We start from the raw sequence: 24540 nt of genomic DNA, 5'->3' as shown, positions 1-24540 counted from the left end.
CAATGACCAAACCCCCAATGCCCAATTGGGATTTGGGATTTGGAGCTTCCTTGGAATTTGGTCATTGGTTCTTGGGCATTAAAAAACCGCCGGCCCGTTCATCACGCCGCACTCCGGGCACCGCGAGCGTTCCACATCATCGTCATCGGTATAAACGTACTCGCATTCTTCACAGCTAAACACATTATCCCGATTCGGATCCGGCTCGAAATCCAATCCCCGCTGGCGGGCATAAAACGCCACCGCCGCCCAGCCGCCTAGCAGCACAAACAGGAAAAGAAAAATGGAATCGGATGCACTCATTTGCGGTGCGGTGCCTGCACGAGATTGGTGACCGTCAATGGATTCGTGTGCCAATGAAAAATCAAATCGCCCGTGGCAAAGCTGGATAGATCCAGTGGCGCGGCGGGCGCATTCGTCGTTTTCACAAACTGAATCGATCGCCGCGCTAACGTCAACGCCAGCGCATCAGCCGGCGCGTGCCCCGAGCCGCCTAAACGCACCGCACTGAACACCCGTCCGCTTGGATTCACCATCACCTGCACCCGCGTGGGACGCAGCAGCGATGTGTGATTCCACGTTTTCAATTTGAGCAGCGCGACCAATTTGCGTCCTGCCAATTCGCCTGCCACTTCCAGCCGACTTGCCTTTGGTAAATCCAGTGGCGGCACATTCAAAACCATTATTTCCGGGTTCGGTTTAATAAACGCATTCGCGCTGTCGCCGAGGTTTGTTTTCAGAATACTGTCGATCGGGCCGGTGAGCAGATTGGTGGGATACGGAATTTCAAGCTCCGGCGGCTGCCAACGATACGGCTGATGCGGCATCATTCCCGGCCGCAGTGATGGGCCGGAAAACCCTCTCGGATTGGGCCGCGCAAACGCAGTTGGATCCTCCAGAGCCATTGCCTCGAGCAATCCGACACTGTTGGTGTTCGCCAGCAAAAGAGGCGCGGGATGGGCCGACGGTTGGGGCGCGCTAGCCTTGCGCGATAGCCACCACAAGCCAGTGCCTTGCAGCGCGAAAACTACCGCCACCCACCAGCCCCAACGAAACCGCCCTGTAGAAAGCGTGCTGCCGGTGGGAGTGGTCATTTTGATTTTACCTTGTTGACCTTGCGGGTTTCATCGGGTTTCACAATTAACCTCGGCTGCGTGGCCAGCCACGTTTTGTGAATGCCCGCCGCGCGGGCGATGGCGGCCACGCGGGTGATGGATTCCTGGCTGGCGCGGCGGTCGGCCTGTACCACGAGTAATAAATTGGTGCGACCCGCCGCCGCCCGCTGCAACTCGCCCGGCAAATCTCCCAATGTCACGGTCACGTTGCGAAAAAACAAATTGCCCTTTCGGTCCAACGCCACCACCAGCGCACCAGAGTAGCCTTCCGGCAGCGCGCCCGCCACTTTGGGCAACTCCACCGACACGCCGGGCGTGAGCAGCAGCGCCTTATTTTGGATGAGATAAAACAGAAGCAAAAACATCATCGCCGCAATCGGCACCGCGCCGGGCAGTTCACAACGGAGTTGATGTTGGCGACGAAATTTCACGGCTGATCAAATAAATCGGCGCCCTCAGTTGATGCAGTAGAAGGAGTCTCTTCGGCTTTCTTTTTGCGACGACCTGGCTTTTCCATTTCGCTGACCATCCGCAGAGCATCGAGCGAAGTTTTTTCCATATCCAAAACAATATCGCTCACCACGGTGACAAGGTGATTGTAGCCCACATAACACGGCACGCCCACCGCCAACCCGAGCGCCAGCGGCATCAGTGATTGGGCGAAGTGCGCGTGATGATCGGTGATGACCGCCTCGCCGGTTTTCATAAAACCAAGCACCGAGCCGAGCAAACCGAGCAACGGCGCCACCTGTCCGAGCGTGGCCAGCACGCCAAGGCGTTGCTCGAGCCGCGCGGTTTCCATGCTGCCGGATTGTTGCAGCGCCTCCTTAACCTCCTCGCGCGGGCGGTTGTGCTGGGTGAGCACGGTCTTCACCAAACGCGCGGCGGGGCTTGGGGTGGCATCGCAAATGTCGATGGCTTCCACCAGATTTTTCTGGCGCAGCACATTTTTCAGGCCGCCGAGGAGGGCGGTGGTGTTGATCTGCACGCGATGGTACGTCAGGCGGCGCTCCACAAATACCACCACGCCCAGCGCACTGGCGGCCAGCAACGCCCAAACCATCGATCCCCCCTGCAGCAACGTCACGGCAAACATGACTGTTTGTAAATCATCCCCCCTCCCGAGGTCACGCCAATAACTTCGCCTTGCCGCCGCCGCCCGCTCCGCGCCATTCTCGCGTATGGACCAGCCTGACCAACTCCGCGAACTGTTTCGCATGCAGAAATCTCTCAACGAACGCATCGGCGTACAAACCAATGGCATGACCGATGAGCAGAAAACCGAATGGACCCTCAACTATTGCCGCGCGATGAGCCAGGAACTCGCCGAGCTCACCGACAGCGTGCCGTGGAAATGGTGGGCCAAATACCAAAAGCTCGACGAACAAAACGCGCGCGTGGAAGTGGTCGATCTGTTTCACTTTCTCATCAGCCTCGCCCAAGTGCTCGGGATGAGCGCCGATGATGTTTACGAAGCGTACTTGAAAAAGAACGAGGTCAATTTCCAACGCCAAGACAGTGGCTACACGGAAAAAGATCACGACGATTCAAAGCACATTTAATCTTAACTCATATGGCCGCCACACCGCCACCGGAGCATTTGCGCGATGAAGTGGAAAGCGTGCTCATCGGCGAAGCCGAAATCGCCGTGCGCGTGCGTGAACTTGCCGCCGACATTGAGCGCGACTTTGCCGGCAAAGATCTACTTGTCGTCGCGCTCCTCACCGGCACCGTGCCCTTTCTCGCCGATCTCATCCGCCACATCGCGCTGCCCATGCGGCTGGATTTTATGGGCGTCTCCAGCTACGGCAACAGCACCGCGCCGGGCGAGCTGGTCTTCACCAAAGAACTCCGGCTCGAAGCGCGCGACCGCGATGTGCTACTCGTCGATGACATCCTCGACACCGGAAAAACCCTGCGCGCCGTCATCGACAAACTCAACGCCCTCCAACCGCGCAGCCTCAAAACCTGCGTGTTGCTCGAAAAAAAATCCCGGCGCACCGAAACCATCCCCGCTGATTACATCGGCTTCGAAGTGCCCAACTTATTTGTCATCGGCTACGGCCTCGACTACGCCGAACGGTATCGCAATCTGCCGTTTATTGGCGTTTTGAAACCGGAAGTGTACCCGTGAAAATTACCGTTAAATTCTGGTCGTACTTTCGAGACTTAACGGAGCGCGATGAAACTTCAATTGAAGTTGAAGAAGGCGAAACACTGGGAGACCTGCACACGAAAGTAATGACGCAATTCCCAATACTTGCCGAAATGAAAAATAGCACACTCAAAGCCGTGGGCGTGGATTACCAAACGGATGAATTTGTATTGAGCGATGGCGACGAAGTTTCGCTGTTCCCTCCGGTACAAGGCGGATGAAATATTACAGCGCGAACCAAAAGGTAGGGCGTGCTCCCCGAGCGCGCCAAGGCGGTTCCGAAGAAACCGCCCTGCCCAACCAAGGTGAACAATGAAAACCCAACTCACCCTCACTCCGAACTCAATCCCCGAATCAACACCGGCAATGACCGAAGGCATGGGCGCGGTGGTGACGTTCCATGGCGTGGTGCGCGGAACGGAAGACGGTGAACTCATCCGCGCCATCGACTACGAAGCGAACGAACCTATGGTGCGCCATCAGTTTGAATTAATTTTTGCAGCCATCGAAAACCAATGGCCCGTCGAATCCATCCACTTGATCCATCGCGTGGGCGAGGTGATGGTGAATGACCCATCGCTGCGAGTGGAAATCACCGCCCCTCACCGAGCCGAGGCCTTTGCGGCTTGCCAGTTTTTGATTGATGAAATGAAACGGAAAGTACCGATTTGGAAACGGGTGGTCCGGTAGGGAAAGGCTTGCGTAGCCCTACCCAATCTCAACCCCTACGGGGCAGTGGTCCGAACCCATTACCTCGGGCAAAATGAATGCCTTTTTCAACCGTGGTTTCAGGCTTTTTGAAACCAAAAAATAATCAATCCGCCAGCCGATGTTTCGGCCGCGAGCGTTAAGGCGATTGCTCCACCACGTGTAATGGCCGCCGGCGGATTCGAATTCGCGAAAAGTGTCAATGAAACCCGCAGCCACAAAGGCATCGAAGCCCGCACGTTCTTCGGAAGTGAAACCGGCGTTATTTTTGTTGGCCTTGAAATTGGTTAAATCGATTTCTTTGTGTGACACATTGAGATCGCCACAAAATATCACCGGCTTTCGGCGTTCGAGTTTTTTCAGATACGCGAGAAAGTCGCGATCCCATTGCTGCCGATACGGCAGCCGCGCGAGAGTACGTTGCGCGTTAGGCACATAAACATTTACCAAAAAGAAACCGTCGTGTTCGGTGGTCAGCACGCGGCCTTCGTGGTCGTGTTCGGCGATACCGATGCCGCGCGTGATTTTTATTGGCGGCGTTTTGGTGAAGGTGATTACTCCGGAGTAGCCTTTTTTCTCGGCAGGATTCCAGTGCGGCTCGTAAGTTTTTGGCCAATCGGGGGTTACTTGTTCGGGCAGCGCGCGGCTTTCTTGAATGCAGAGAATATCCGGCTGCGCTTCGCCGAGCCAATCGGCGAAACCTTTTTTCTGCGCGGCGCGCAGGCCGTTGACGTTCCAGGAGAGGATTCTCACTACACTTCTTTCACCACACCCCAATGCACGTCGAGGCGTTTGGTGAGATAAATTTTCACGGCTTTCACCAACGTCTTGGCTTCGCATTGTTGACCGGCGGCAACGATTTGCTTGAGGGTCATTCCGGATTTAATAGGGAAACTTTCCTGCGCAATGACGGGGCCTTCATCAAGCTGCATGCTCACGAAATGTGCAGTGACGCCCGCGATTTTCACGCCATGCTCGTACGCTTGCCGATAGGCTTGTGGTCCGGGAAAACTCGGCAGCAGCGAGGGGTGGATATTGATGATTTTATTTTTGTAACGCCACACAAAGTCCGGCGAGAGAATTTTCATAAACCGAGCGAGCACCACAAAATCCACTTCGTGCGTTTCCAAAATACGCAGCGCTTTTTTCTCGGCACGCGCACGATCAGCCCACGGGATGTGTACGAAGGGGAGCTTGTGCTGTTGCGCCAACGCCTTGAGATCAGGACGATTGCCGAGCATCACCACTGGCTCTGCTTGATTGAATTGCTTCTTTTGGAATGCCGCCAGCAACGCTTCCGGACAGCCCGACTCGCGCGTGACCATCAGCGCCATCCGCTGTTTGCCTCCCGGTTCGGTGAGGCGCAGGCGCATTTCCATTCCCAATTCTTTGCCCAAGGTGTTGAGGCCGCGCTTGAGTATGGCGGGTTTCAACTGCCCATCACGCCACGAGGCCTGGATGGCCATGCTGAATTGGCCGCGTGTGACCGCCTCTTCCAGCGCCTCGATATTTGCTTTTTGTTCAAAAAGAAAATTCGTGACCCGCGCAATCACACCGGTCTTGTCCCGGCCAATGACAGTGATGGTAGCGTAACGCTGCATGCGCGGGAGCAAAGCAAACCCGTGGACGCAACGCAACCCTTTCGCACACGACTGTACGCTCACGTACAATTGAGCTTGTTTTTAGCAACTGGAATTGCCATAAGTCGCGGCTATGAGCGCCGACTCTGGTTCTGGTTCCGAACCCAAACTAAAACTCACCCCAACCCAGTGGCTGATTTGTTTTATCGCCACATTGGGGTTCCTCTTCGATATTTACGAACTGCTAATGCTGCCGCTCATCGGCAAAGATGCGCTGGGGGATTTGGCGGGCGTGAAGCCGGGCACACCGGAGTTTACGCATTGGTTTCGAATCATCTTTTTTGTGCCGGCCATTTGCGGCGGCATCTTTGGATTATTGGGCGGTTACTTGACCGATCTGTTTGGCCGTCGGCGGGTGCTGACATACAGTATTTTGCTTTATGCGGTGGCGGCATTTTGCGCGGGGTTTTCCACCACGATGTATCAACTGCTCTTTTTTCGGTGCCTCGTTTTCATCGGCGTGTGCGTGGAATTTGTCGCGGCGGTGGCTTGGTTGTCCGAGTTGTTTCCGGACCGCGTGCAACGCGAAAAAGTGTTGGGCTACACCCAAGCCTTCTCCTCGGTAGGCGGCCTCACAGTGGCGATTGTTTATGGCTACCTTTCGCAAATCGCCAGCACCGGCGGCGGGTTGCCGGTGATGCCGGATTGGTTTGCTGGCGTGCTTGGTAATATTTCCGGCGATAGCGACACCGCCGTATGGCGATACACGTTGATGAGCGGATTGATCCCCGCCATCCCGCTGATCATCATTCGCCCCTTCCTGCCGGAATCACCCCAATGGCAAATGAAAAAAGATGCCGGCAAACTCAAACGCCCGAGCCTGGGCGAACTGTTCGCGCCGCAATTCAAACGGGTGACCATCATCATCACACTGCTATTCGCCCTGGCCTATGGCGGGGCGTTTGGCGCGTTGCAACATATGCGCCTCATCCTGCCCAAAGCACCTGAAGTGGCCGCTGATTCCAACGCGGCCAAAGACAAAGCCGTGGCGGCTGCCCAAGCCAAAAATTTGGACAAAAAGAAAACTACTATCGCCGGCAAAACAGCGTTCAAAGCCGCAGAGGGAGTGCACGTCTCGCACGTCACCAAAGTGCAGGAAGTCGGAGGGCTTTTCGGACGGGCGTTAATGGCGATGGTGATGGTGGTCGTCGTAGCGCGTGGCACGGCCAATATTTTACCCTTCGTGGGGTGGTCGATTTTGACGGTGTTTTTAATCTACGAATCGCTGATGGGCTTTGGCCTGAAATTCGCCGACCCTGACACAAGTGTGCTCACCGCCCACTTGATGTGCCTCGGCAAAGGAATTTTATTTGGCGGCATTATCGGCATCCCCGTTTGGTGGCTGACCACCCAACTCACTAATTATCTAAAAGACGCCCCGTGCCGGTCCGTCCTGCGGGCTGTCCAATTGCCTGGAATATTTTTAATGCCCCTCATCTTTGGCTTTCTCATCGCCAACAGCCTTTCCACCGCGTACATCGGCGTCTTCATTGCCGGACTGCTCGTCATCGGGCAGTTTACTTTTTGGGGTAACATGCTGCCGCGCTTTTTCCCGGTCCACTTACGCGGCACGGGCGAAAGCTTCGCTGCCAACATCGGCGGCCGCCTCATCGGCACCAGTTTTGCCTTTCTGGTTTTTACCGTTACCGATCAACGCTGGCAGGGCATCTTCCCTGAGTCCCTCCACGGCCCGGAAGGATTCGCTATGCGCGTAGCGTACACCACGGCTGCGATTGGATTTTTCGTCTTCGCCCTTGGCTGGTTTATCGCCGGCAAACTCCCCGACCCCCAATACAGCGATCACGCAAATGAACCTGATGACGAGCCTGAAACCATCGCCGCCGAAGACGAAGAAGAAACCACCGCACCCGAGGGCGAGGGAAATCAGCAAGCCGACCATTAAGGCTTCAGCACAATCTTCCCCGCCAAAGTGCCCGCGAGGTTTAAGGTGTTTTCCTCCTGCAACTGGTGCGCCGCAGCGGCTTCGGAAAGTGGCAACACGCGGTCGATGTTTGCCTTGAGTTTGCCCTCGGACAGCCAGCGGTTGAGATGTTCGCCGCACGGGCGCTGCTCTTCCGCCGTGTAATTGAACATCGCAAATCCGTGCACGGAGCAATCCTTCACGTACAACGGTCCCACCGGCAGCACGGGGCGCGCATCGCGGCCGGCCATCACCACCATTCGCCCGCGCTGGGCGAGCAGGCCGATAGTCCTTTCAAAATCCGTATCGCGCCTTGTTTCCCACAGCACGTTCACGCCGTCCGGTGCCAATTCCTTGACGCGCTCGGCCACGTCTTCAGTTTTATAATTGATGCCCTCATCCGCACCCAGCGCCTTTGCCGTGGCTACACGTTCATCACTACCGGCGGTGGCGATCACGCGCGCGCCAAGTGCTTTTGAAATCTGCACCACCATCGAACCCACTCCGCCCGCACCCCCGTTCACAAACACAGTCTCACCCATTGCCACTTTTGCGCGCAGTACCAAGCCGATGTGTGCGGTGATGCCCACCAGTGCCACCGCTGCTGCATGCTCATCGCTCACACCGTCGGGCGTTGCGTGCAGCCAGTCTGCATTCACACACGCGTACTCCGCTGAGGTGCCTTGCCGTCCATTCCCGCCTTGGTTTGCGCCCCACACGCGGTTGCCAATTTCCCATTGCGTAACGCCCTCGCCAACCGCCTCCACCGTGCCCGCCAAATCACTGCCCACCACAAACGGCATTGGCAACTCGGTCGCAATCATCCCGCCGCGCGTATATGTGTCGATGGGATTCACCGAAGCCGCGCCGACGCGCACCAGCACTTCGCCGGACTTGGGCAAGGGGTCAGGCAAATCGCCGAATTGAATCACCTCCGGACCGCCGGTTTGCTCAATGTACGCTGCCTGCATTAGTCCATCCCCGTGAGTTGAGGAAGATCCACCTTGGTTCCAGCGGTGGCGGATTGCATTCCCGCCTCGAGAATTTCCTGGGCGTCGCGACAGTGGCCGGGGCGGCAGAGAGGTTGGAAAGCGGTGTCGTTATCGAGGCAATGCAAGAAATGGGCGATGGGGTTTTGTAAATGCGCAGGCGCCTTTGGCACATCCACTGGTTTGCCTTCAGGATATTTTGGCGTGGCGAGCAGCAACGGGCCTTCATCAGGCGCGGCGAGCAGGGTACCTTCAGTTCCGTAGATTTGGGTGTGGTAGTGGGTGACATTGTCGATTTGCGTCCAGCTGGCTTCGGCGATGCTGATGGCTTTGGGGTATTGCATCAGCAACACGGCGTTGTCTTCCGCGTCGAGATCGGTCTTCACCAGATTGCCGGTGACGGCCGTAACACTGTGGGGGCGGCCGAGCAGCACGCGCGAAAGCACCGCGCCATAGCAGCAATAATCCATCAACGCGCCGCCACCGTTGCGGTTGGGGTCATAGAGCCAATCGCAAAAATATTCACTCGCGCCCATTTCTTTGGGTCCCTGATGTGCGGCGCGGTAACGCACTTGCCACACCTCGCCGATTTCGCCGGAATGCGCGAGGGCGAGCGCGTGTTGCACGCCGGACCACCACGCGATGGGCCAGTTGACCATCAACCGCTTGCCGGTCGTGTCGGCGGTTTGGAGAAGTTGATCGGCCCCGGCGAGATCGGCGGCGAGGGGTTTTTCGATGAGCACATGCCAACCCCGTTCGAGGGCTTTCACGCCTTCCTCCGAGCCGGCGCGGTTATCGCCAAAGAGGCAAACGGCATCGAGCTGTTGGCTGGCGGCCATTTCGGCAGAATCGGTGTAAGTGGCCACGCCGAATTCCTTACCGATGCGCTCGAGCAACGGCGGCTTGGTGCTGGCGGCGGCGACCAATTCCACGTGTTCGTTGGCCGCCATCTCCGGCAGTAAATCCCACACGTGATCGTGCGACAACCCGATGAGCCCCATGCGTATCATACGGGCAAAGTGTGGTGTGAATGGGGAAGAGGCTCAACCTTTTCTTATGAAATAGAAGCCAACGGTTAGCGGATTTCCATCACCCCGTCGGGATCGGGTCGCTGGGTGGGGCGCGTGAAATTTTCGTTTACCCCCAGGTATGAACCCCCGTGGCTGCTCGCGTGGCCCTTGATGGCTTTGGCGAGACCCGCGTCTGTCGTCTGCTGCACGCTGCCATCGGCAAGGGTGATTTGGCCTTGGCTCGCGCTTAATCCAGCCATCGCGTGGCGTTGAAGCATCACAGAATCGGCGTGGTCGTTGCCGATGAATTGTTGCAGCGCAGAATTGTGTATGGCCGATTGCAACGAACCGCCGAGAAACTCCGCGATGTCCGGCAGCGCTTTCCCCGCGGGATAATCAAATTCAAACGCCTGCGTGCCAATGAGGTTGCGTGTAAAGGCGAGAATGCTCGCGGGGCGTTGCTCATCCGCGCCGAGGTGCACGCCATAGCTCATCGAGCGGCGATCCATGTGAATATGAATACCATCGAAACCCGCGCCGAAGCCTTCCCATTTGCCATTGGTGGCTTCCTCTTCATTATAAACCGTCACCGAAGGATCGCACGGCGAAGCCAACACACGCGCGGTCACCAGCTCGCGCCGGGCCGGTTCGCTCAAAAACATAAACCGAATGTCCCACAAATGAACCCAACCCGAATGCGCCTGCCCGTACATTTGCTTGAACATCGCATCGCCTTGCTGCCGCGTGAGCAACCACGGATAACGCGAATCGTGTGTCATGGAAAACCCGCGCAGCGCCGCGTTCACTTGGCGAAGATTGTTTACGCACTTAATCCGGTTCGCCTTCGCCTTGCCTTTGGCCAGCGTGGGCAGCAGCAAACCAGCCAGCACACTGATGATGGCAATCACCACCAACAACTCCACCAGCGTGAACGCTCGCTTAATTGCTGTTAACTGCATTTGCGCACCGTGCCCCAAACGATGCGCAATTGCAATCCGTCACTCTTTCCCTATTGCTCCTGCGCATAAAAACCAAAGCGGCGACACTACCCAAAACAGAACTTCCCCTGCCGTACGCCGACTCGCAAATGATGGTCATCGAGGAATTGGAATTTAGAGGCCCCGGCGAGTGCGAGGTGCTGGTGGAGGTAAAACGCCCGCGAGCGCCCGCGCTCGATGCCGATGGTGCCCGGCCGCCTCAATCCCCAATTCATTTCGCCTTGCTCCCAAACCGGTTTCGCGCACACTCGCGGCATGCGCTTGCTACTGTTTACAGTCATCCTGTTCCAGCTCCTCACACCGGCTCACGCAATTGAGGCGTGGAAATCCATGAATCTCTGGCCCGGCAAAGCTCCTGGGGAAACGTATGAACTCCCGCCGGAAGCCGAACAACCGGCGCGTCCTGGCCAAAAACAGGTCATCCGAATCGGCAATGTCAGCGCCCCCACGCTGTCGGTATTCAAACCCAAGAACCCCAATGGCACGGCCGTGGTGATTTGCCCGGGCGGCGGCTACAACATCTTGGCTTGGGACCTCGAAGGCACGGAAGTCGCCGAATGGTTGAACGGCATTGGCGTGACGGCGATTGTGTTGAAGTACCGCGTGCCTCGCCGCAAAGACCGCGAGAAACACGCCGCGCCGTTGCAGGACGCCCAACGCGCGCTCGGCCTGACCCGCCAACACGCCAAGGCGTGGGGGATCAATCCCAAGCGCATCGGCATACTGGGATTTTCCGCCGGCGGCCATTTAACAGCGACGGCTATGACCAATTATCGCAAACGCACTTACCCCGCTCAGGATGCCGCGGACCAAGTCAGTTGCCGCCCGGACTTCGGCGTGCTCGTGTACCCGGCCTATCTCGTCGATAACGAAACAAAAACCCAACTCGTCCCCGAGGTGCCGGTGGATAAAGACACGCCGCCCGCCATATTCATCCATGCCGGCGATGACCGGGTGACCGCCGACAGCAGCGTGCAAATGTGGCTGGCCATGCGCCGTGCCGGCGTGCATTCGGCGCTGCATGTGTTCCCGCATGGCGGCCACGGCTACGGTCTGCGCCCCTCCGCCGATCCCGTTTCCAAATGGCCCAAACTAGTGGAAGCCTGGCTCAAGCGCACGGAGTGGGTGAAATGATTATTGGATCCGGAGAATTTCCGGAGGGATTTCCTCTTGAGTCGGGCGCGTGAAATTTTCATTCACCCCAAGATAATTCCCGCCTGATGTGCTGGCATTCGCCCGCACCGCATCCGCAAGATCTGCGTCATTGGAAATGCGGGCACTCCCGTCCACACGAACCAATTGCCCCTGACTCTTGCCCAAGCCGCTGATCGCGTATTTCTTCAACCGCATTGTGTCGCTCTCTGAGTTCCCGACAAACCCTTGGCGACTAGATCCCGCATTGCTGACACGCAACGCGCCCCCGAGGTAAGGCCAGAATTCCGGCTTGGTGCGCTTGACTGGATAGTTAAATTCATAGGGATCCTCCCCTTCCACGTTTCGGGTGAACGCCAGCACCCCAGACGGCCGCAGCATATCTGCGCCAAGGTGCAATCCATAACTTAACGCACGGCGATCCATATGAATGTGCACCCCATCAAAGGCATGCCCAAACCCGTCCCAGCGCCCCTCGGCACGCTCCAGTTCATTATAAGGCACCACCACTGGATCGCAGGGTGAGGCCAGTATCCGGGCCGTCCCCAGTTCCTTTCGAATCGGCGCCGGTAAATAGAGAAAACGGATGTCCCAAAGATGATGCGCGCCGGTGTGTTCCTTGCCGTACAACTCCTGCCATAAAACCTCACCCTGCCGGGGCGTCAGCAACCATGGCAGACGATCATCATGCGCATGGGAAAAAGCCAGAAACCCCGCGTGTTGTTGGCGCAAATTGTTTACACACTTAATCCGGTTCGCCTTAGCCTTGCCACGGGCCAGAGAAGGCAGAAGCAAGCCGGCCAAAATGCCGATGATCGCAATCACCACCAGCAATTCGATCAGGGTAAATGCCTGTCTTGGCCTCATTCGGTGCACCGTCATCATCCTGCGACATCGGTTGCATGATTGCAATCCGGCAGCGATTCGCCAATGCTGCGCCGCATGAAAACCGCCGCTGCTGTGTTGCACGAGATGGGGCGTCCGCTGCCTTATGCGGACTCCCAGCCGATGGTCATTGAGGAAATCGATCTTGATGGCCCCGGCGAAGGCGAGGTTCTGGTCGAGGTGAAAGGCGCCGGTTTGTGTCATTCGGATCTCTCTGTGATCAATGGCTCGCGGGCACGCCAAATGCCCATGGTGCTCGGCCACGAAGCCAGCGGCATCGTTCGCGAAGTGGGGCCCGGCGTGCGCGGGCTGCAGGCCGATGATCATGTGATTTTCACCTTCATCCCCAGCTGCGGTCATTGCCGGTATTGCACGGTGGGCAAACCCTCCCTATGCGAACCCGGTGCTAAGGCCAACAATGCCGGCGTGCTGATGAACGGCGCCCAACGCTTCAGTAGCAATGGCCAATCCTATTTCCATCACTGCGGCGTGAGCGGCTACTCGCAATACACCATCGCCCTGCCCGGCTCGCTGGTGAAGATCGATTCCACCCTGCCCTTTGAGCACGCCACGTTGTTTGGCTGCGCGGTCATGACCGGCACGGGGGCGGCGATGAACACGGCCAATATCCGGCCCGGCCAGAGTGTCGCGGTATTCGGATTGGGCGGCGTGGGGCTCGCGGCATTGATTGGAGCCAAGGCCTGCAACGCCGGCCAAATCATTGCAGTCGATTTGCTCGATTCCAAACTCCAGATGGCCCGCAACCTCGGCGCCACCCACACCATCAACGCAGCGGAAAACAATCCGGTGGAAGTCATTCAGGATCTCACCCATGGCGGTGTGGAAATCGCCATTGAAAGTGTGGGCAACGCCACTGTGCTGGCGCAGGCCTACGAATCTACAATGCGCGGCGGCACCACCGTTGCTATCGGTCTACCGCATCCCGATCATCAATTCAGCATTCCGGCTGTGACGCTCAGTGCCATGGAGAAAACGGTGAAGGGCTCCTATCAGGGAAGCTGCGTGCCCACCCGCGATATCCCGCGCTTCATTGAGATGTTCCACGCCGGCCAACTGCCGGTGGATCAGCTCCTCACCGACACCATCGCATTGGAAGACATCAACACGGGCTTTGATCGGCTGCACAAAGGTGAAGTCGCTCGGCAGGTGATTTTGTTTTAATCGCCGGACACCATCGTGTTCTTCAGCGTCCCGATTCCTTCGATACTCGCCTCAACCTGATCGCCGGCTTTTAGGTGCACCCCTTTGGCGTGGCCGACGCCGGCGGCGGTGCCGGTGGAGATGATGTCGCCGGGTTCCAACGTGACGAAGGAGGAGATGAATTCAATTACTGCCGCCACGGGAAAAATCTGCATCGCGGTGCTGGCGTCCTGATGCACTTCGCCGTTTACCGAAAGACGCAATGGCAAGGTCTGCGGATCCGGAATCGATTCAGGACAAGCCACACACGGCCCAACCGGACAACTGCCGTCATGCCATTTGCCATGTTGCCAATCGAAAAACTTGTCCCGATCGCGTTCTGAACGATCCGGATTGGGCCGGAAACCTCGATCGGAGATGTCGTTCACCACCGTGTACCCCGCCACGTAATCGAGCGCTTCAGCCTCAGTCACGCCTTTGGCCCGGCGCCCAATGATAACGCCCAATTCGCATTCCCAATCGATGTGATTCGGTGACACGGCCGGAATGGGAATCTCGCCACCGTGCCGATTGAGCGTCGTGGAGGCCGGTTTCATGAACACATACGGATACGTACGCGCGCGCTCCACCGCGATCTCACCGCCTTCCTCGATGTGTTTGGCGTAATTGCCCGCCAACAGCAGGAGCTTGTTGGGCCGAGGAACGGGCGTGAGAATCGGAACATTCTTCAAGGCCAACCCTTCGATCGCCGTGGCATGATCCACACGCCACGCGTCCACGCGCAGGGCCGCCTCGCGTTCCGCGCCTCCGGGTAAAAATGGCAACAGATCCTCGCCCTCCGTCAACACCACGCCGGCCGCCTGCGCCACTGCGATCAACGGAACGACCTGTTGTTCGGCATAAAAGCCCACCTGCGTCCGCCCTGCGTGTTCGAATCGACAGAGCTTCATTTCCCGGCCTTGATAAATTGTATCCCGTGATCCGACGCCAAACGGCGCAGGATTTTCATACCGCCATACTTCACCGCGCCGGGAAGAAAATTCGGGTCGCGATAAGATTTCAAATCCGCAAACTCAAAGCCATTGGGCGTCAACGCCGCTTCGTTCACGCCCCACCCGGCCACGGCCAGGGCCGCCAGTGCCACCGGCGTGATCGCGGCATCGGCCTCTACGCGGAGGTGTTCGGGCGTTTCACTTTCGAACCCACGAACCCACGCCAGCACGGTCAACACATCATGCACCCGCCGGGCAAAGAGCGTGTGATTATAGGCAAAACTATAACCGGCAAATTCCCGTGGATTCTTCACCACACGCGATTGCGCCAACGGCTTGCCGTCCTTGAGAAACTCGCCTTGCTGAAAGAGATCCACGCCCACCACTGAAGTGCCGGCCGCCAAATGTTTCCGCACGGCCGCTGTCGGTTTGCCGTCCGCCCCGTACAAGCCCGCCTTGCCTCTGCCGGTCAAAATAAGCACTGCCTTGCAGTTCCATTCCTTGGCGGGATACAACGACACGACCGGCAACGATTCGCCATGCGCTTTCAGCCGGAGGATATCGGCAAACTCCAGATGACCGTCGCGTTTCACTTTCTTCACCTTCTCCCGAGCCACCGCCTTGTAGGCCGGGGCTTCGCGGCTAATCAATGTGCCCCAAGCCTCGCGCAGTTCGCCCGCGGACATTTTCGCCACAAGCCCGGCATCTCGTGCGGCCACCCACTTGGTCAGCTTGCGCTCGAAGGCCTCGCCGCCGGGCGGTTGGGGATGTTTATCGTTCCACACCGCGTGCTCTTCCGGACTTAACAGCTTGAAATCCGCCTCCACGATCGGTTCTTTCAGGCCCCAATTCAGATGGCGATTGAACCAATGATACATATGGCTTCGTGACACGTAATTGTAGTTATGCCGAAAGTGCGTGAGATCGACACAAAACACATTCTCCTGTTTGCCGTAGAGCGCGTACAACTTTTGCAACTCGGGATAACCATCGCTCATCATTGCCTTGGTCCAGTCGTTGGCAGCAGTCATCCCCTGCGGCCGCGGCGCAAAGAGCGCGGCCAGCTCCACATTGCCCGTCCCCACACGAAGTAAGCAACAGCTCTCGCAGGTGCACCCGCCCTGCATGGAGGTGCTTACCATGCCGTTGGGAAACGCCGCGATCGGGCGGTCATCCAACGCCCCCAACAAAATGGTCTGCGTGCCGCCGCCACTGCCGCCAGTCACGGCGATGCGTTTGGAATCCACCTCCGGCAGGCTGGCCAAAAAATCCAGCGCACGAATGCCGTTCCACGTTTGCAGACCCATGATCGATTGCAACCGTAGCTCGGCCTGAGCGCTGTAGAGGCCCCAATTCGTTTTGCCCTCCATCGCCGGTCGTTGCGTGCGGAAACGGTGCGCCAGCTCGTAGGACAACTGCGTGCTGTCCGCATAGCCGATCATGTCGAAGAGCAGCACCACATTCCCGAGGCGCGCGAGCGTGGCGGCGCGAGCCACCTTGGGCATGCGACCGGATTCCTTGTGCTTCTCCGCGCCAATCTTAATCTCATTAAGAATCGCCGATTCACTGTGCATCTGCAGGCGCCCGCCATGGCCGTGCGGACATAACACTGCGGGTCGTTTGCCTTCGATCTTATCCGTCGGCCGAAACAAAATGCCGGTGACATAAAATCCCGGCAAACTTTCGAAATACACTTTCTCCGCACTAAACCCCTTGCGATGCACCTTGCCGTGGACCACCGCGTTCAGCGGCGTCTTGGGCGGCATGGGGTACAGACCATTGGCCACCGCCACCCGCAATTGCAGCGCCGCCTTGCGCGCCTTCCACGCCTCCAGCGTCTTGGGCACGGCAAAGGGGAAATGGCCGTTCAAATCCTTGAGCGGTTTCAGGCGGATATCATCGGGCTGTTGTCCTTGAGGAAAAACACGCGGCACCTCGGCGACAGCCAATGTCGCCCAAGCCAGCGCGCACAGGGGGATCAGAATGCGTTTCATGATGGATGTGTTATTGAACAGAAATTTCGTCGAGCACAGTCGCCGTGGGTTTCAGGCGGGCGAACTTGGGTTGCCAAATTTTAAAGCACGCCTCATGCAGCTCCGGCCAAGGAGAGGCGCAGGCGTCGGTGATGGCGGTGACGCGGTAGTTGCGCTGGGTGGCAGCGATGAGCGTGGCGTTCACGCACACATCAGTAGTGATGCCGGTGAGAAAGAGATGCGAAATATCCTGACTGCGCAAGGCGAGGTCCAACGGGGTGCCGTAGAATTTATCGTAAGTATGCCCCCGGATGATCAACTCCTCCGGTCGCGGTTGTAGCGCCGGAATGGTGTCGGCCGATTCCACGCCGGTGCCGGCATTATGCCCGACCAGACAGTTGCTGGACTTGCTGCCAAATCCCGGTGCGCCTTCGGCCTTCAGATGTTCAATGCCGAAAGGATCACCTCGAAGACACGGCACGTTGTCTGCATACACAAATTCGGTGAACACCACCGGCGCCTTCGCCGCGCGAAAGGCAGCGATGAGGCTTTTCATGTTGGGAATGAGATCACGTGCCGCTGCCACCTCCAGCGAAGCCCCTTCATCCACAAACCCGTGCTGCATATCGATGATCAACAACGCCGACCGCTTCGGCACAAACCGGTGCGTCTCATCAATCAACCTCAGCTTCGCCTTAAGAATGGCGTCGTGGGAATTCACGGGAGGAAAGTAATCAGGCAAAAGGTGAAAGTCAAAGGCGGATGAAGGCCCAAAGAATCCTCATTGGGTCTGGGGTCTGGGTCATTCCCCGCTAGCCTTGAGCCGTTCGATCTGCTCGGCCTCAAGGCGGTTGAGTTCGTCGTTCAGGCCATAGTTTGTTTGTTTGTTGGCCGAGGCGAATAGGGCGAGCAAGGCAAGCATCAACATCACGATGATCATCGCGCCGCCGCGTTGGCGAGCTCGGGAACGGCGGTTTGTGCTGCGGAGTTTCATTGCAACGATTGCGAGTTTGGCACGGCTAAAAAAGTGAATAGTGGTTGCGTTTGTGCCCGGCGGCCGCCTTGAGTTTTGATTTCCAATTCCCAGCGCACTGCGGGCACGCTGTCACGGGAGTCATCGATCATTTTGGAGGATTTCACATTGAACAAAATCTTTTCCTTGGGCGCCTCGCCGACCTTGCGCCAGACACGACTGCCTTCAAAAAAATAATCGATGTGGCCCGTCGGCGTGGTCAGGCGCAAAACGATTGCCTTGCGCCACGCACTGGGGATCCACTCGGGCGCAACGGTGGCTTGGCGCACATCCGCCCGCCAGCGTTCGCCCGCGCGCAGGGCAAGCGAGATTTCGCGCGATTGCCGCTGAATATCCGCGGACTGTTGTCTGGCGCGGTGAAAAATTTGAAAGGCCAATGTGCTGAACATCAGCAACAGCGCCAAGTACATCGACAATTCCACAATGAGAACGCCGCGCCGATGTGCTGGGGGTATGATGTTCGACGTGTTCATTGCAGGCGCACCTCCCGGGCCACGCTGATGTGCCGATGTGTGGCCGGATCGTCCGGCTGCCACTCGAGGCGAATGGTTTCTTGAGTGCGGGTTAAAATAAATTTTCCGGCCGGCAAATTGGCGGCGGCTTGGGCGCTGACGGAATACGGGTGTTGCCCCGGCGCGAAGTTCTTACCCGCACCGGCAGCGAGCACTTCCATTTCGCCGTCCACAATTTCCATCGCCACCGCGCGCAGGTACAGTTCGCGGGTGTGTTGTTGATCGTGCAAAGACGAGGCCACCAGCGGGATCATCACCGCCGTGAGGATAGCCAAGGCCGCCATCACCTCCGCCGTCAACGAGCCGCGCTGGCGTTTCTTAATTGTTGATGGATGGGGCGTTACCACAATGAGACGGCCTCCATTGCGCTGATGAGAAATTGGAACACACTCAACATCACGAGGCCCACGACGGCGCCATTATAAAACACCAAGCCGGTGGTCGCCATTTGCGCGGCGGATTGTTCCTGCTGTGACGCGCGGGCATCGAGCATCTCGTGCCACGCGCGCAGGGCCGGCAGAAACCCCTGTCCCGCGCGCGCCGCAGTGGTGAGGCGCCATTGAAATTCACCCGAGCCATCAATGCGACCCACGGCTTCGGGCAAGGGCATTCCGTTTGCCAAATCCGCGCTCACTTGCACCGCGCGGTTTTGATAAATCCGATTGCCCGTGCTTTCGGCAGCCAACTCCAACGCGCGCGCTTCCGGCAAGCCGGCATCGAGCAACAGCGCCAGCGACACAGAAAAATCGCGCTGCACCCGCTTGCGGCGCCACGGTAAGGCGAGCGCCATCCGCGCGCTCAGCCCCGGCACGACGCGGGCAACATACTGTTCCAACCGCGGTCCGGCCAAAAACGCCAGCGCGAAAACCCAAATAGCCAACAACACCAGCGCGTGAATGCCGACCACCCACCCAAGGTTGACCATCAACCAATCAAAGAGCACCGCCGACGTTTCGGGCGCGCTCATCTCGGAAATGATGGCTTGGAATTTTGGGAAAATAAAAACGCCCAAGATCGGCAATATGATCAAACTCATCGGCATCACGACCAGCAACAACAGCACGAAATGATTCTGCGCTGTGCGGGCTTTTCCTGTGGCTTCACCCAACACCGCGCGGCAAGCGGGCAGCACTTTTTGCAGGTCGCCCAGCTCGCGCCCCACCGCCAGCAGCGAAACGATCCGCGGCTCAATCAGCCCGGGCGCTTGGCGCAAGGCCACCACTAATTCCATTTCGCGCAGGCGCGTCACCAGCAACGGCTCCTGTTTTCCCTTGCGCCCGCACACCGCCACCACTTCAGGTTTGGTAAGCAAAAAAATAAACATGGCCGGAATTATAAAACCGGCAAAGGCCAAACACCCTCCAGCAAACTGCCCGCCAAAAAACAGCGAGGCGGAGCTGGCACTGGCCAGTAAAATATTTACCAACGCCAACCAGATGGCCAGCCTACGCCCCCACGCCCGAAAGCGAATCAATTGCACGCCTGCCCAAATAATGAATCCATCCCAAATGATCACCAAGCCGAACAAAGGCATAAACCCGTAATCATCAACAGGTTGATTGGACGGGTACGTGACCATACAGATCAATGTGATGATCAAGCTCACCGCGCCCATCAAAATATGCACCATCCCCAGCACAAACGGCGTGCGCGGGGTGGTCAGGAATTCCACCGAGCGATCGCCCGCGCGCGCGCAGGACAGAAAGATTTCCTCCGCACGCCGCCCTTCGCGCAGGCCCATCTCGAGCAGGTTGAGAAACAACCTCGAATTTTCCCGCCGCCGCAACGGCAATCCCAGCACAAATCCACCCAACCGCAGCATTGGGAACATCAAGAGCACCAATCCGACGATCACGATGATCTGAATAAAATCGTTATCCGTCATAATCGAAAATTTTAAGCGCTAAGCCGATCCATCATTCCCGTGACGGCCATCATCACTGGAATTACCTGCACCATAATTAAAAGTCCCAACGCGAGAACAGCCATTGGGAGCGCGGCAAACAAAAAGGCATCCGTACGATGCGTCTGGCGGGCGTGATACAAATCCGCCGCACGCTCGAAGCCGGCGGCCAAGTCCTCACCGCCGCTGCGCAGCACCCACGTGAAGAGTGGCGGAAACACCTTACCGGGCTGAGCAAATTCCTCAGGCTTGCCTTCGCCGCGCTCGAGGCGTTCGCTCCATTCGGCCAATTCCGCGCCCGCTGCGTTGTCTGCTTCCAATTCGCGTACCAACGCCAGCGATTCGCCCAGCGTACAGCCGCTGCGCAGCAACATCGCCATCGCACCCGCCACGCGCGCCAGGCTCGCTTCGCGAAAAGCCGGCAGTCGCCAAACCATATTCCGCCGCATCCCAGGCGATGCCAGCAATCCTACTGCGATGAGAGTCAAGGACATCAAAGCCACCGGCGGTGCCCATTGATAAAAGCGGTACATCACTGGTTCTTCGCCTCTCCCATAAAAATCCCCCAGCGGCACGACCGTCAACACTTCCGCCATACTCCAAGCCACGCCGAACGACAACGCCGTGGCGGTGAGCAATACCAGCATCGGATACACCATCAGTCCCTTCAGCCGCAGCCAAGTGGTGTGAGCGCGCGCGTAGTGATCGGCCAGCCACTGCAGCACGGAGGGGAGGTTGTTGGCCTCGGCGCCGACGTGCAGCATTTTTTTGTAAAGGCGCGGCAGGTCGCGGCGTTCCAGCGCGTCGGCCAGCGGTGTGCCGGCGGCGAGGTCTTTTTCCAGCGCCACCAACTCCGCGCGCAAGGGGCCACGCTCCATCGAACCGGCCAGCTCGCGCAAGCTGCCCTCCAGCGGCAGACCGCTCTTCAGCATCCCAGCCAGTTGTTCGTTGGCAAAGGCGAGTTCGTCAGATTGGATTGGCATTTTACAAAGGGTTTTATGAACCCAAAACACGCTCGAGTTCTGCGGCGTTGGTGAGGTTTTCTTTGAGTAAAACTTTTCCTGCTTCGGCTAATGGCTCGGCCGGTTGAAAAACGGATGCCCCGTGCTCGCGCACCTGCGCCCGCAATGCGTCATCCATCCGCGCCCACTCGGAAACGGGCAAGCGGTTTTTATAACCCGTCTCCAAACAATCCCCGCAACCTTCGCCCGCGCACGCGGCGCACAAACGGCGGACAAGCCGCTGATTAAACACCAACGCCAATGCGGCTGCGACGGCGTAGCGATCCGGGCACATCGCCAGCAACCGCTCGAGCACACCGGAGCACGAGCCTGCGTGCAGCGTGGAAATCACAAGATGACCGGTGAGCGCCGCGCGCACGGCGATGCGGGCGGTTTCTTCATCGCGAATTTCGCCAATCGCCAGCACTTGCGGATCCTGCCGCATCAAGTGCCGTGCAGCGGTGGCGAAGGTCAAGCCGCGCGCCTCGTTCACTTCGGTTTGCATAATGCCCGGCAGCACCTGCTCCACGGGATCCTCCACGGTGATGATGTGGCGGCCGCCACTTTGGGCCAAGTGACGCAGGCAGGAATAAATGGTGGTGGTCTTGCCGCTGCCTGCCGGGCCGGTGAGGAGCAGCAAACCGGATTGCGATTTCAAAAAAGTTTCCAACACCGCGCGGAGCTCGGATTGATAACCCAATTCATCAAGCGACTGCGCGGCTTCCGGGAAAAAGCGCAGCACAATTTTCTCGCCCGTGACGGTGGGATACGTCGCCACGCGAACATCATGGGCGGCATTGATTTCTTCGCGCGCAATGCGACCATCCTGCGGGAGGGAATCTTGATAGGTTTTCAATCGCGCCAGATATTTGATGCGGCCAAACACGCGCCCCGCCACGGCGGCTGAAAACTCATCCACCGGCGCCATCAAGCCATCGAGCCGGAAGGACACTTGCGCGCCCGATTCGCCCGAGCCACACATTTGCAAATGCACATCGCTTGCCCCCGCCCGCTCCGCGCGCCCCACCAATTCATCCACTGCCTTGACTGCGGCAGATTCGAAATCATCGGAAGCATTTGAGTTGTTCGCCAAAACGACCATGTTGGGTCATCGATTCCTGCTAAACAAAATTAACACACGGCAGACTAGCCTCCAACACAGAAACCAGATTTGATCACGGATATTCAAGATAAAAAACAGTCCATCCTGAATATCTTTGTTCAATGAACTGTGAAGAAAAGACCGACCGGAATGAAAAAAGACCGCCCGAGCGGTGAACCGAAATTCACTTCCCAGACGGTCAAGCCCTGTTGAATCGACATCAGCCGGAGCCGAAGCCGTCTCGCCAAGGATGCCTCGGGTGGAGGCGACAAGCCTGAGTCTCACCGGAATTCACCCCGAAAGATTTGTCCCAGCTGAAGGCCCACTCGTAAAAATAGCCCTTCCGAACCTCTGACTCGGCCAGCTTCCTTTCCAAGTTTCCCCGAAAATTCTGCCGACAAATTGAAACTACCACAAATGATTGAAACGCGAAGTAAAACTTATTTTCCTCTCTTCACAGGTTATTCACAATTGAGAGCAACCCTGCTTCAAAGAAAACGGTTGAATGGGTCCTGATTATTTTTTGGAATAAGCGACCAGCCAATCGGCTGCAGCTTTTTCGGCACTGGCTTTTTCCGCAGCGGTTACCTTGGGCTCTTTGAGTACCGTTTGCTGCATGCGTGGCAGGAATGCCTTGGCAACTTTGCTGCCCAAACCATCGGCGATGAGATACCATTTATAGGCAGCAGGGTAATCGCGCGCGGGGAGGCCTACTTGATTGTAATACAGCTCGGCCAAACCAAGTTGGGACTCCACATGACCTTTTTCGGCGGCTTTGGTGTACCACTCCATCGACTTTTTATAATCGCGCGCGGTGCCCTGCCCGTTGCGGCACATCCACCCCACGGTGGATTCTGAAATGATATGGCCTTTTTCCGCCGCGGCCAAATACGCCTTGTACGCCTCAGCGTAATTTCGGCTTGTTCCTTTGCCGGCATAATAAAGATCACCCAGCTCGTGCAAGGTGGCGGCATCTCCCTGCGCGGCTGCGGCTTTGACGGATTCGAACTTCGCCTTGGCTGCCGCAATGGCAGGATTCACCGGTGCGGGCTTTGCGGGTGGCGCCGGTTTATTTTGAGCCCCAGCATTAAGGGAAATCAACAAGGTGGAAATCAGAAGGGTTTTCATAATTGGTATGTTCATGAGCAAAAATAACTAAGTGATTGTTGTGTGACCAAACATTTATCGTGGTGAACCGTCCGCATTCCAAGTCTTGAGCGGTTTCTGATCGCCTTTGGCGTTCCACTCGCGGCGCTTGAGTTCAGTGCCCGCTTCGAAGATGCGTTCGCTACGCTTGCTGCCATCCTCAAACCACGTGGTGTACGCACCGTTGAGTTGATCGTTTTGGAAATCCGCCTCGGACCGTTTCTGGCCGCTCTCATAAAAAACCGTGTGCACCCCGTCGCGATGACCGCGCGTGTAGTGGACATCAATCTGCAATTCACCTGTCTCATACCAAACCTGATGCGGCCCGTTGCGCTGGCCGTCATTGTAGGTCACCAGCGAATTACGATTGCCATTTTCAAAAAACCAAATCTCCTCCCCGTGTGCCAAGCCTTCCCGAAACTCGCCCTCCAGCGACACTGCGCCGTTGTCGTACAAATCCACCGCACGCCCGGTGAATGGCCCGGCGCCACCCTTTTGAAAAGCGCGGCAGCCCTCCTCCCATTGCTCATAGGATTCCCCCTGTTCATTGCGCCACTCGAGCTGGGCATATTTGATCGCGCGTGCAGATTGGGTTGTCATCCGGAAATGATCATTTCTCATGTCTCAACGGTCAAGGAATTTTCAAGAAGGATTTGAACCTTGAAAATTGATTAGTGAAAATTGAAGAATAGCCCGTGCCCAAAATCATCATCCTCGACGGACACACCCTCAACCCTGGCGACCTCTCTTGGGACGCCCTGAGCGCACTGGGCGACTTGACCGTACACGATCGCACGCCGGCCACGCAGGTAGCCGAACGGGCTGCCGGCGCAGAGATTGTGTTCACAAACAAATCGCTCGTGCCCGCCGCCGCCATCGAGGCTCTGCCGGAGTTGCGCTATATTGGCGTGCTCGCCACCGGTTATAATGTCGTAGACACCAGCGCAGCGGCCGCCCGCAATATTCCGGTGACCAATATCCCCGGCTACGGCACCGAGTCGGTCGCACAGATGACCTTTGCGCTGTTGCTCGAGCTAGCCTCGCAACCGGCCCTACACAACGCCAGTGTACGCAATGGGGACTGGAGTGCGTGCCCCGATTTTTGTTACTGGAAAAAACCGCTCGTGGAATTGCACGGGCTCAC

30 protein-coding genes are annotated in these 24540 nt (G+C 57.6%); 8 read left to right on the top strand and 22 right to left on the bottom strand.

Going from position 1 to position 24540, the window contains the following annotated elements; all coding sequences use genetic code 11:
• Positions 1-78: 78 nt before the first annotated feature.
• The 4 genes from H8E27_14025 to H8E27_14010 are packed head-to-tail and all read right to left on the bottom strand — an operon-like array spanning position 79 to position 2211.
• Positions 79-303: a hypothetical protein gene (locus H8E27_14025; GenBank protein ID MBC8326732.1), complete on the bottom strand. Its 225-nt coding sequence runs from the start codon at positions 301-303 to the stop codon at positions 79-81.
• Positions 300-1094: a hypothetical protein gene (locus tag H8E27_14020; GenBank protein MBC8326731.1), complete on the bottom strand. Its 795-nt coding sequence runs from the start codon at positions 1092-1094 to the stop codon at positions 300-302. Before H8E27_14020 ends, H8E27_14025 begins: the two co-directional genes overlap by 4 nt.
• A complete protein-coding gene (locus tag H8E27_14015) occupies positions 1091-1546 on the bottom strand; it encodes a biopolymer transporter ExbD (GenBank protein MBC8326730.1) in 456 nt (151 codons plus the stop codon). The genes H8E27_14020 and H8E27_14015 overlap by 4 nt, the downstream gene beginning before the upstream one ends.
• Positions 1543-2211 (bottom strand): MotA/TolQ/ExbB proton channel family protein, encoded by a 669-nt coding sequence (locus H8E27_14010; GenBank protein ID MBC8326729.1) that lies wholly within the window; start codon positions 2209-2211, stop codon positions 1543-1545. The genes H8E27_14015 and H8E27_14010 overlap by 4 nt, the downstream gene beginning before the upstream one ends.
• An 85-nt stretch (positions 2212-2296) precedes the next feature.
• On the opposite strand from H8E27_14010, the gene H8E27_14005 reads away from it, so the two are divergent.
• From H8E27_14005 to H8E27_13990, 4 genes are all read left to right on the top strand, one after another.
• A complete protein-coding gene (locus H8E27_14005) occupies positions 2297-2677 on the top strand; it encodes a dUTP diphosphatase (protein MBC8326728.1) in 381 nt (126 codons plus the stop codon).
• A gap of 11 nt (positions 2678-2688) precedes the next feature.
• Positions 2689-3249 (top strand): hypoxanthine phosphoribosyltransferase, encoded by a 561-nt coding sequence (gene hpt, locus H8E27_14000; GenBank protein ID MBC8326727.1) that lies wholly within the window; start codon positions 2689-2691, stop codon positions 3247-3249.
• A complete protein-coding gene (locus tag H8E27_13995; GenBank protein ID MBC8326726.1) occupies positions 3246-3491 on the top strand; it encodes a MoaD/ThiS family protein in 246 nt (81 codons plus the stop codon). Before hpt ends, H8E27_13995 begins: the two co-directional genes overlap by 4 nt.
• Positions 3492-3582: 91 nt before the next feature.
• On the top strand, positions 3583-3960 hold the full coding sequence (locus H8E27_13990; protein ID MBC8326725.1) for a molybdenum cofactor biosynthesis protein MoaE: 378 nt from the start codon (positions 3583-3585) through the stop codon (positions 3958-3960).
• 18 nt (positions 3961-3978) lie between these two features.
• On the opposite strand, the gene xth is transcribed toward H8E27_13990, so the two are convergent.
• Both xth and H8E27_13980 read right to left on the bottom strand, forming a co-directional pair.
• The gene (gene xth, locus H8E27_13985) at positions 3979-4731 is read right to left on the bottom strand and encodes an exodeoxyribonuclease III (protein MBC8326724.1); all 753 of its coding nucleotides are present in this window, start codon (positions 4729-4731) and stop codon (positions 3979-3981) included.
• The gene (locus tag H8E27_13980; GenBank protein MBC8326723.1) at positions 4731-5579 is read right to left on the bottom strand and encodes a formyltetrahydrofolate deformylase; all 849 of its coding nucleotides are present in this window, start codon (positions 5577-5579) and stop codon (positions 4731-4733) included. Before H8E27_13980 ends, xth begins: the two co-directional genes overlap by 1 nt.
• Before the next feature lie 112 nt (positions 5580-5691).
• Here H8E27_13980 and H8E27_13975 point away from each other — a divergent pair, with 112 nt between their 5' ends.
• Positions 5692-7521, top strand: coding sequence for an MFS transporter (locus tag H8E27_13975; protein ID MBC8326722.1), 1830 nt, complete (start codon positions 5692-5694; stop codon positions 7519-7521).
• On the opposite strand, the gene H8E27_13970 is transcribed toward H8E27_13975, so the two are convergent.
• The 4 genes from H8E27_13970 to H8E27_13955 form a co-directional block, all read right to left on the bottom strand.
• Complete coding sequence (locus tag H8E27_13970; protein ID MBC8326721.1) at positions 7518-8510, bottom strand: NADPH:quinone reductase; 993 nt, start codon at positions 8508-8510, stop codon at positions 7518-7520. The genes H8E27_13975 and H8E27_13970 overlap by 4 nt on opposite strands.
• Positions 8510-9538, bottom strand: a complete 1029-nt coding sequence (locus H8E27_13965) for a Gfo/Idh/MocA family oxidoreductase (GenBank protein ID MBC8326720.1) — start codon at positions 9536-9538, stop codon at positions 8510-8512. Before H8E27_13965 ends, H8E27_13970 begins: the two co-directional genes overlap by 1 nt.
• Before the next feature lie 65 nt (positions 9539-9603).
• The gene (locus H8E27_13960; protein MBC8326719.1) at positions 9604-10497 is read right to left on the bottom strand and encodes a type II secretion system protein; all 894 of its coding nucleotides are present in this window, start codon (positions 10495-10497) and stop codon (positions 9604-9606) included.
• A gap of 86 nt (positions 10498-10583) precedes the next feature.
• Positions 10584-10793 (bottom strand): hypothetical protein, encoded by a 210-nt coding sequence (locus H8E27_13955; GenBank protein ID MBC8326718.1) that lies wholly within the window; start codon positions 10791-10793, stop codon positions 10584-10586.
• Here H8E27_13955 and H8E27_13950 point away from each other — a divergent pair.
• A complete protein-coding gene (locus tag H8E27_13950; GenBank protein MBC8326717.1) occupies positions 10792-11670 on the top strand; it encodes an alpha/beta hydrolase in 879 nt (292 codons plus the stop codon). The genes H8E27_13955 and H8E27_13950 overlap by 2 nt on opposite strands.
• Here the strand turns inward: H8E27_13950 and H8E27_13945 are convergent, their stop codons facing one another.
• Complete coding sequence (locus H8E27_13945) at positions 11671-12573, bottom strand: type II secretion system protein (protein ID MBC8326716.1); 903 nt, start codon at positions 12571-12573, stop codon at positions 11671-11673.
• 57 nt (positions 12574-12630) lie between these two features.
• On the opposite strand from H8E27_13945, the gene H8E27_13940 reads away from it, so the two are divergent.
• Positions 12631-13755 carry a zinc-dependent alcohol dehydrogenase family protein gene (locus H8E27_13940; GenBank protein ID MBC8326715.1) on the top strand — a complete coding sequence of 375 codons (1125 nt, stop codon included), beginning with the start codon at positions 12631-12633 and terminating at the stop codon, positions 13753-13755.
• Here the strand turns inward: H8E27_13940 and H8E27_13935 are convergent.
• The 11 genes from H8E27_13935 to H8E27_13885 all read right to left on the bottom strand — a co-directional run bounded on the left by H8E27_13935 (position 13752) and on the right by H8E27_13885 (position 23996).
• Positions 13752-14684 carry a fumarylacetoacetate hydrolase family protein gene (locus tag H8E27_13935; GenBank protein MBC8326714.1) on the bottom strand — a complete coding sequence of 311 codons (933 nt, stop codon included), beginning with the start codon at positions 14682-14684 and terminating at the stop codon, positions 13752-13754. The two genes, H8E27_13940 and H8E27_13935, sit on opposite strands and share 4 nt — an antisense overlap.
• Positions 14681-16720, bottom strand: a complete 2040-nt coding sequence (locus H8E27_13930; GenBank protein ID MBC8326713.1) for an acetylxylan esterase — start codon at positions 16718-16720, stop codon at positions 14681-14683. Before H8E27_13930 ends, H8E27_13935 begins: the two co-directional genes overlap by 4 nt.
• A 10-nt stretch (positions 16721-16730) precedes the next feature.
• Entirely contained in the window at positions 16731-17420 is a 690-nt protein-coding gene (locus H8E27_13925; protein ID MBC8326712.1) for a cysteine hydrolase, read from the bottom strand.
• Positions 17421-17501: 81 nt separating this feature from the next.
• The gene (locus tag H8E27_13920) at positions 17502-17693 is read right to left on the bottom strand and encodes a hypothetical protein (protein MBC8326711.1); all 192 of its coding nucleotides are present in this window, start codon (positions 17691-17693) and stop codon (positions 17502-17504) included.
• Positions 17690-18205 carry a hypothetical protein gene (locus H8E27_13915; protein MBC8326710.1) on the bottom strand — a complete coding sequence of 172 codons (516 nt, stop codon included), beginning with the start codon at positions 18203-18205 and terminating at the stop codon, positions 17690-17692. Before H8E27_13915 ends, H8E27_13920 begins: the two co-directional genes overlap by 4 nt.
• Positions 18202-18591: a hypothetical protein gene (locus H8E27_13910; GenBank protein MBC8326709.1), complete on the bottom strand. Its 390-nt coding sequence runs from the start codon at positions 18589-18591 to the stop codon at positions 18202-18204. Before H8E27_13910 ends, H8E27_13915 begins: the two co-directional genes overlap by 4 nt.
• The gene (locus tag H8E27_13905; protein ID MBC8326708.1) at positions 18585-20129 is read right to left on the bottom strand and encodes a type II secretion system F family protein; all 1545 of its coding nucleotides are present in this window, start codon (positions 20127-20129) and stop codon (positions 18585-18587) included. The genes H8E27_13910 and H8E27_13905 overlap by 7 nt, the downstream gene beginning before the upstream one ends.
• 11 nt (positions 20130-20140) lie before the next feature.
• A complete protein-coding gene (locus tag H8E27_13900; protein MBC8326707.1) occupies positions 20141-21130 on the bottom strand; it encodes a type II secretion system F family protein in 990 nt (329 codons plus the stop codon).
• Between the two features lie 13 nt (positions 21131-21143).
• Complete coding sequence (gene tadA, locus H8E27_13895; GenBank protein ID MBC8326706.1) at positions 21144-22250, bottom strand: Flp pilus assembly complex ATPase component TadA; 1107 nt, start codon at positions 22248-22250, stop codon at positions 21144-21146.
• Between the two features lie 516 nt (positions 22251-22766).
• Positions 22767-23378: a sel1 repeat family protein gene (locus H8E27_13890; GenBank protein MBC8326705.1), complete on the bottom strand. Its 612-nt coding sequence runs from the start codon at positions 23376-23378 to the stop codon at positions 22767-22769.
• 54 nt (positions 23379-23432) lie between these two features.
• A complete protein-coding gene (locus H8E27_13885; protein ID MBC8326704.1) occupies positions 23433-23996 on the bottom strand; it encodes a toxin-antitoxin system YwqK family antitoxin in 564 nt (187 codons plus the stop codon).
• A gap of 95 nt (positions 23997-24091) precedes the next feature.
• Here H8E27_13885 and H8E27_13880 point away from each other — a divergent pair.
• Positions 24092-24540, top strand: a 449-nt coding sequence (locus tag H8E27_13880; GenBank protein ID MBC8326703.1) for a D-2-hydroxyacid dehydrogenase, incomplete at its 3' end; no start/stop codon positions are given.

Source organism: Limisphaerales bacterium (assembly GCA_014382585.1).
GTDB lineage: Bacteria > Verrucomicrobiota > Verrucomicrobiia > Limisphaerales > UBA1100 > JACNJL01.
This window is presented reverse-complemented; position numbering and strand designations above follow the sequence as displayed.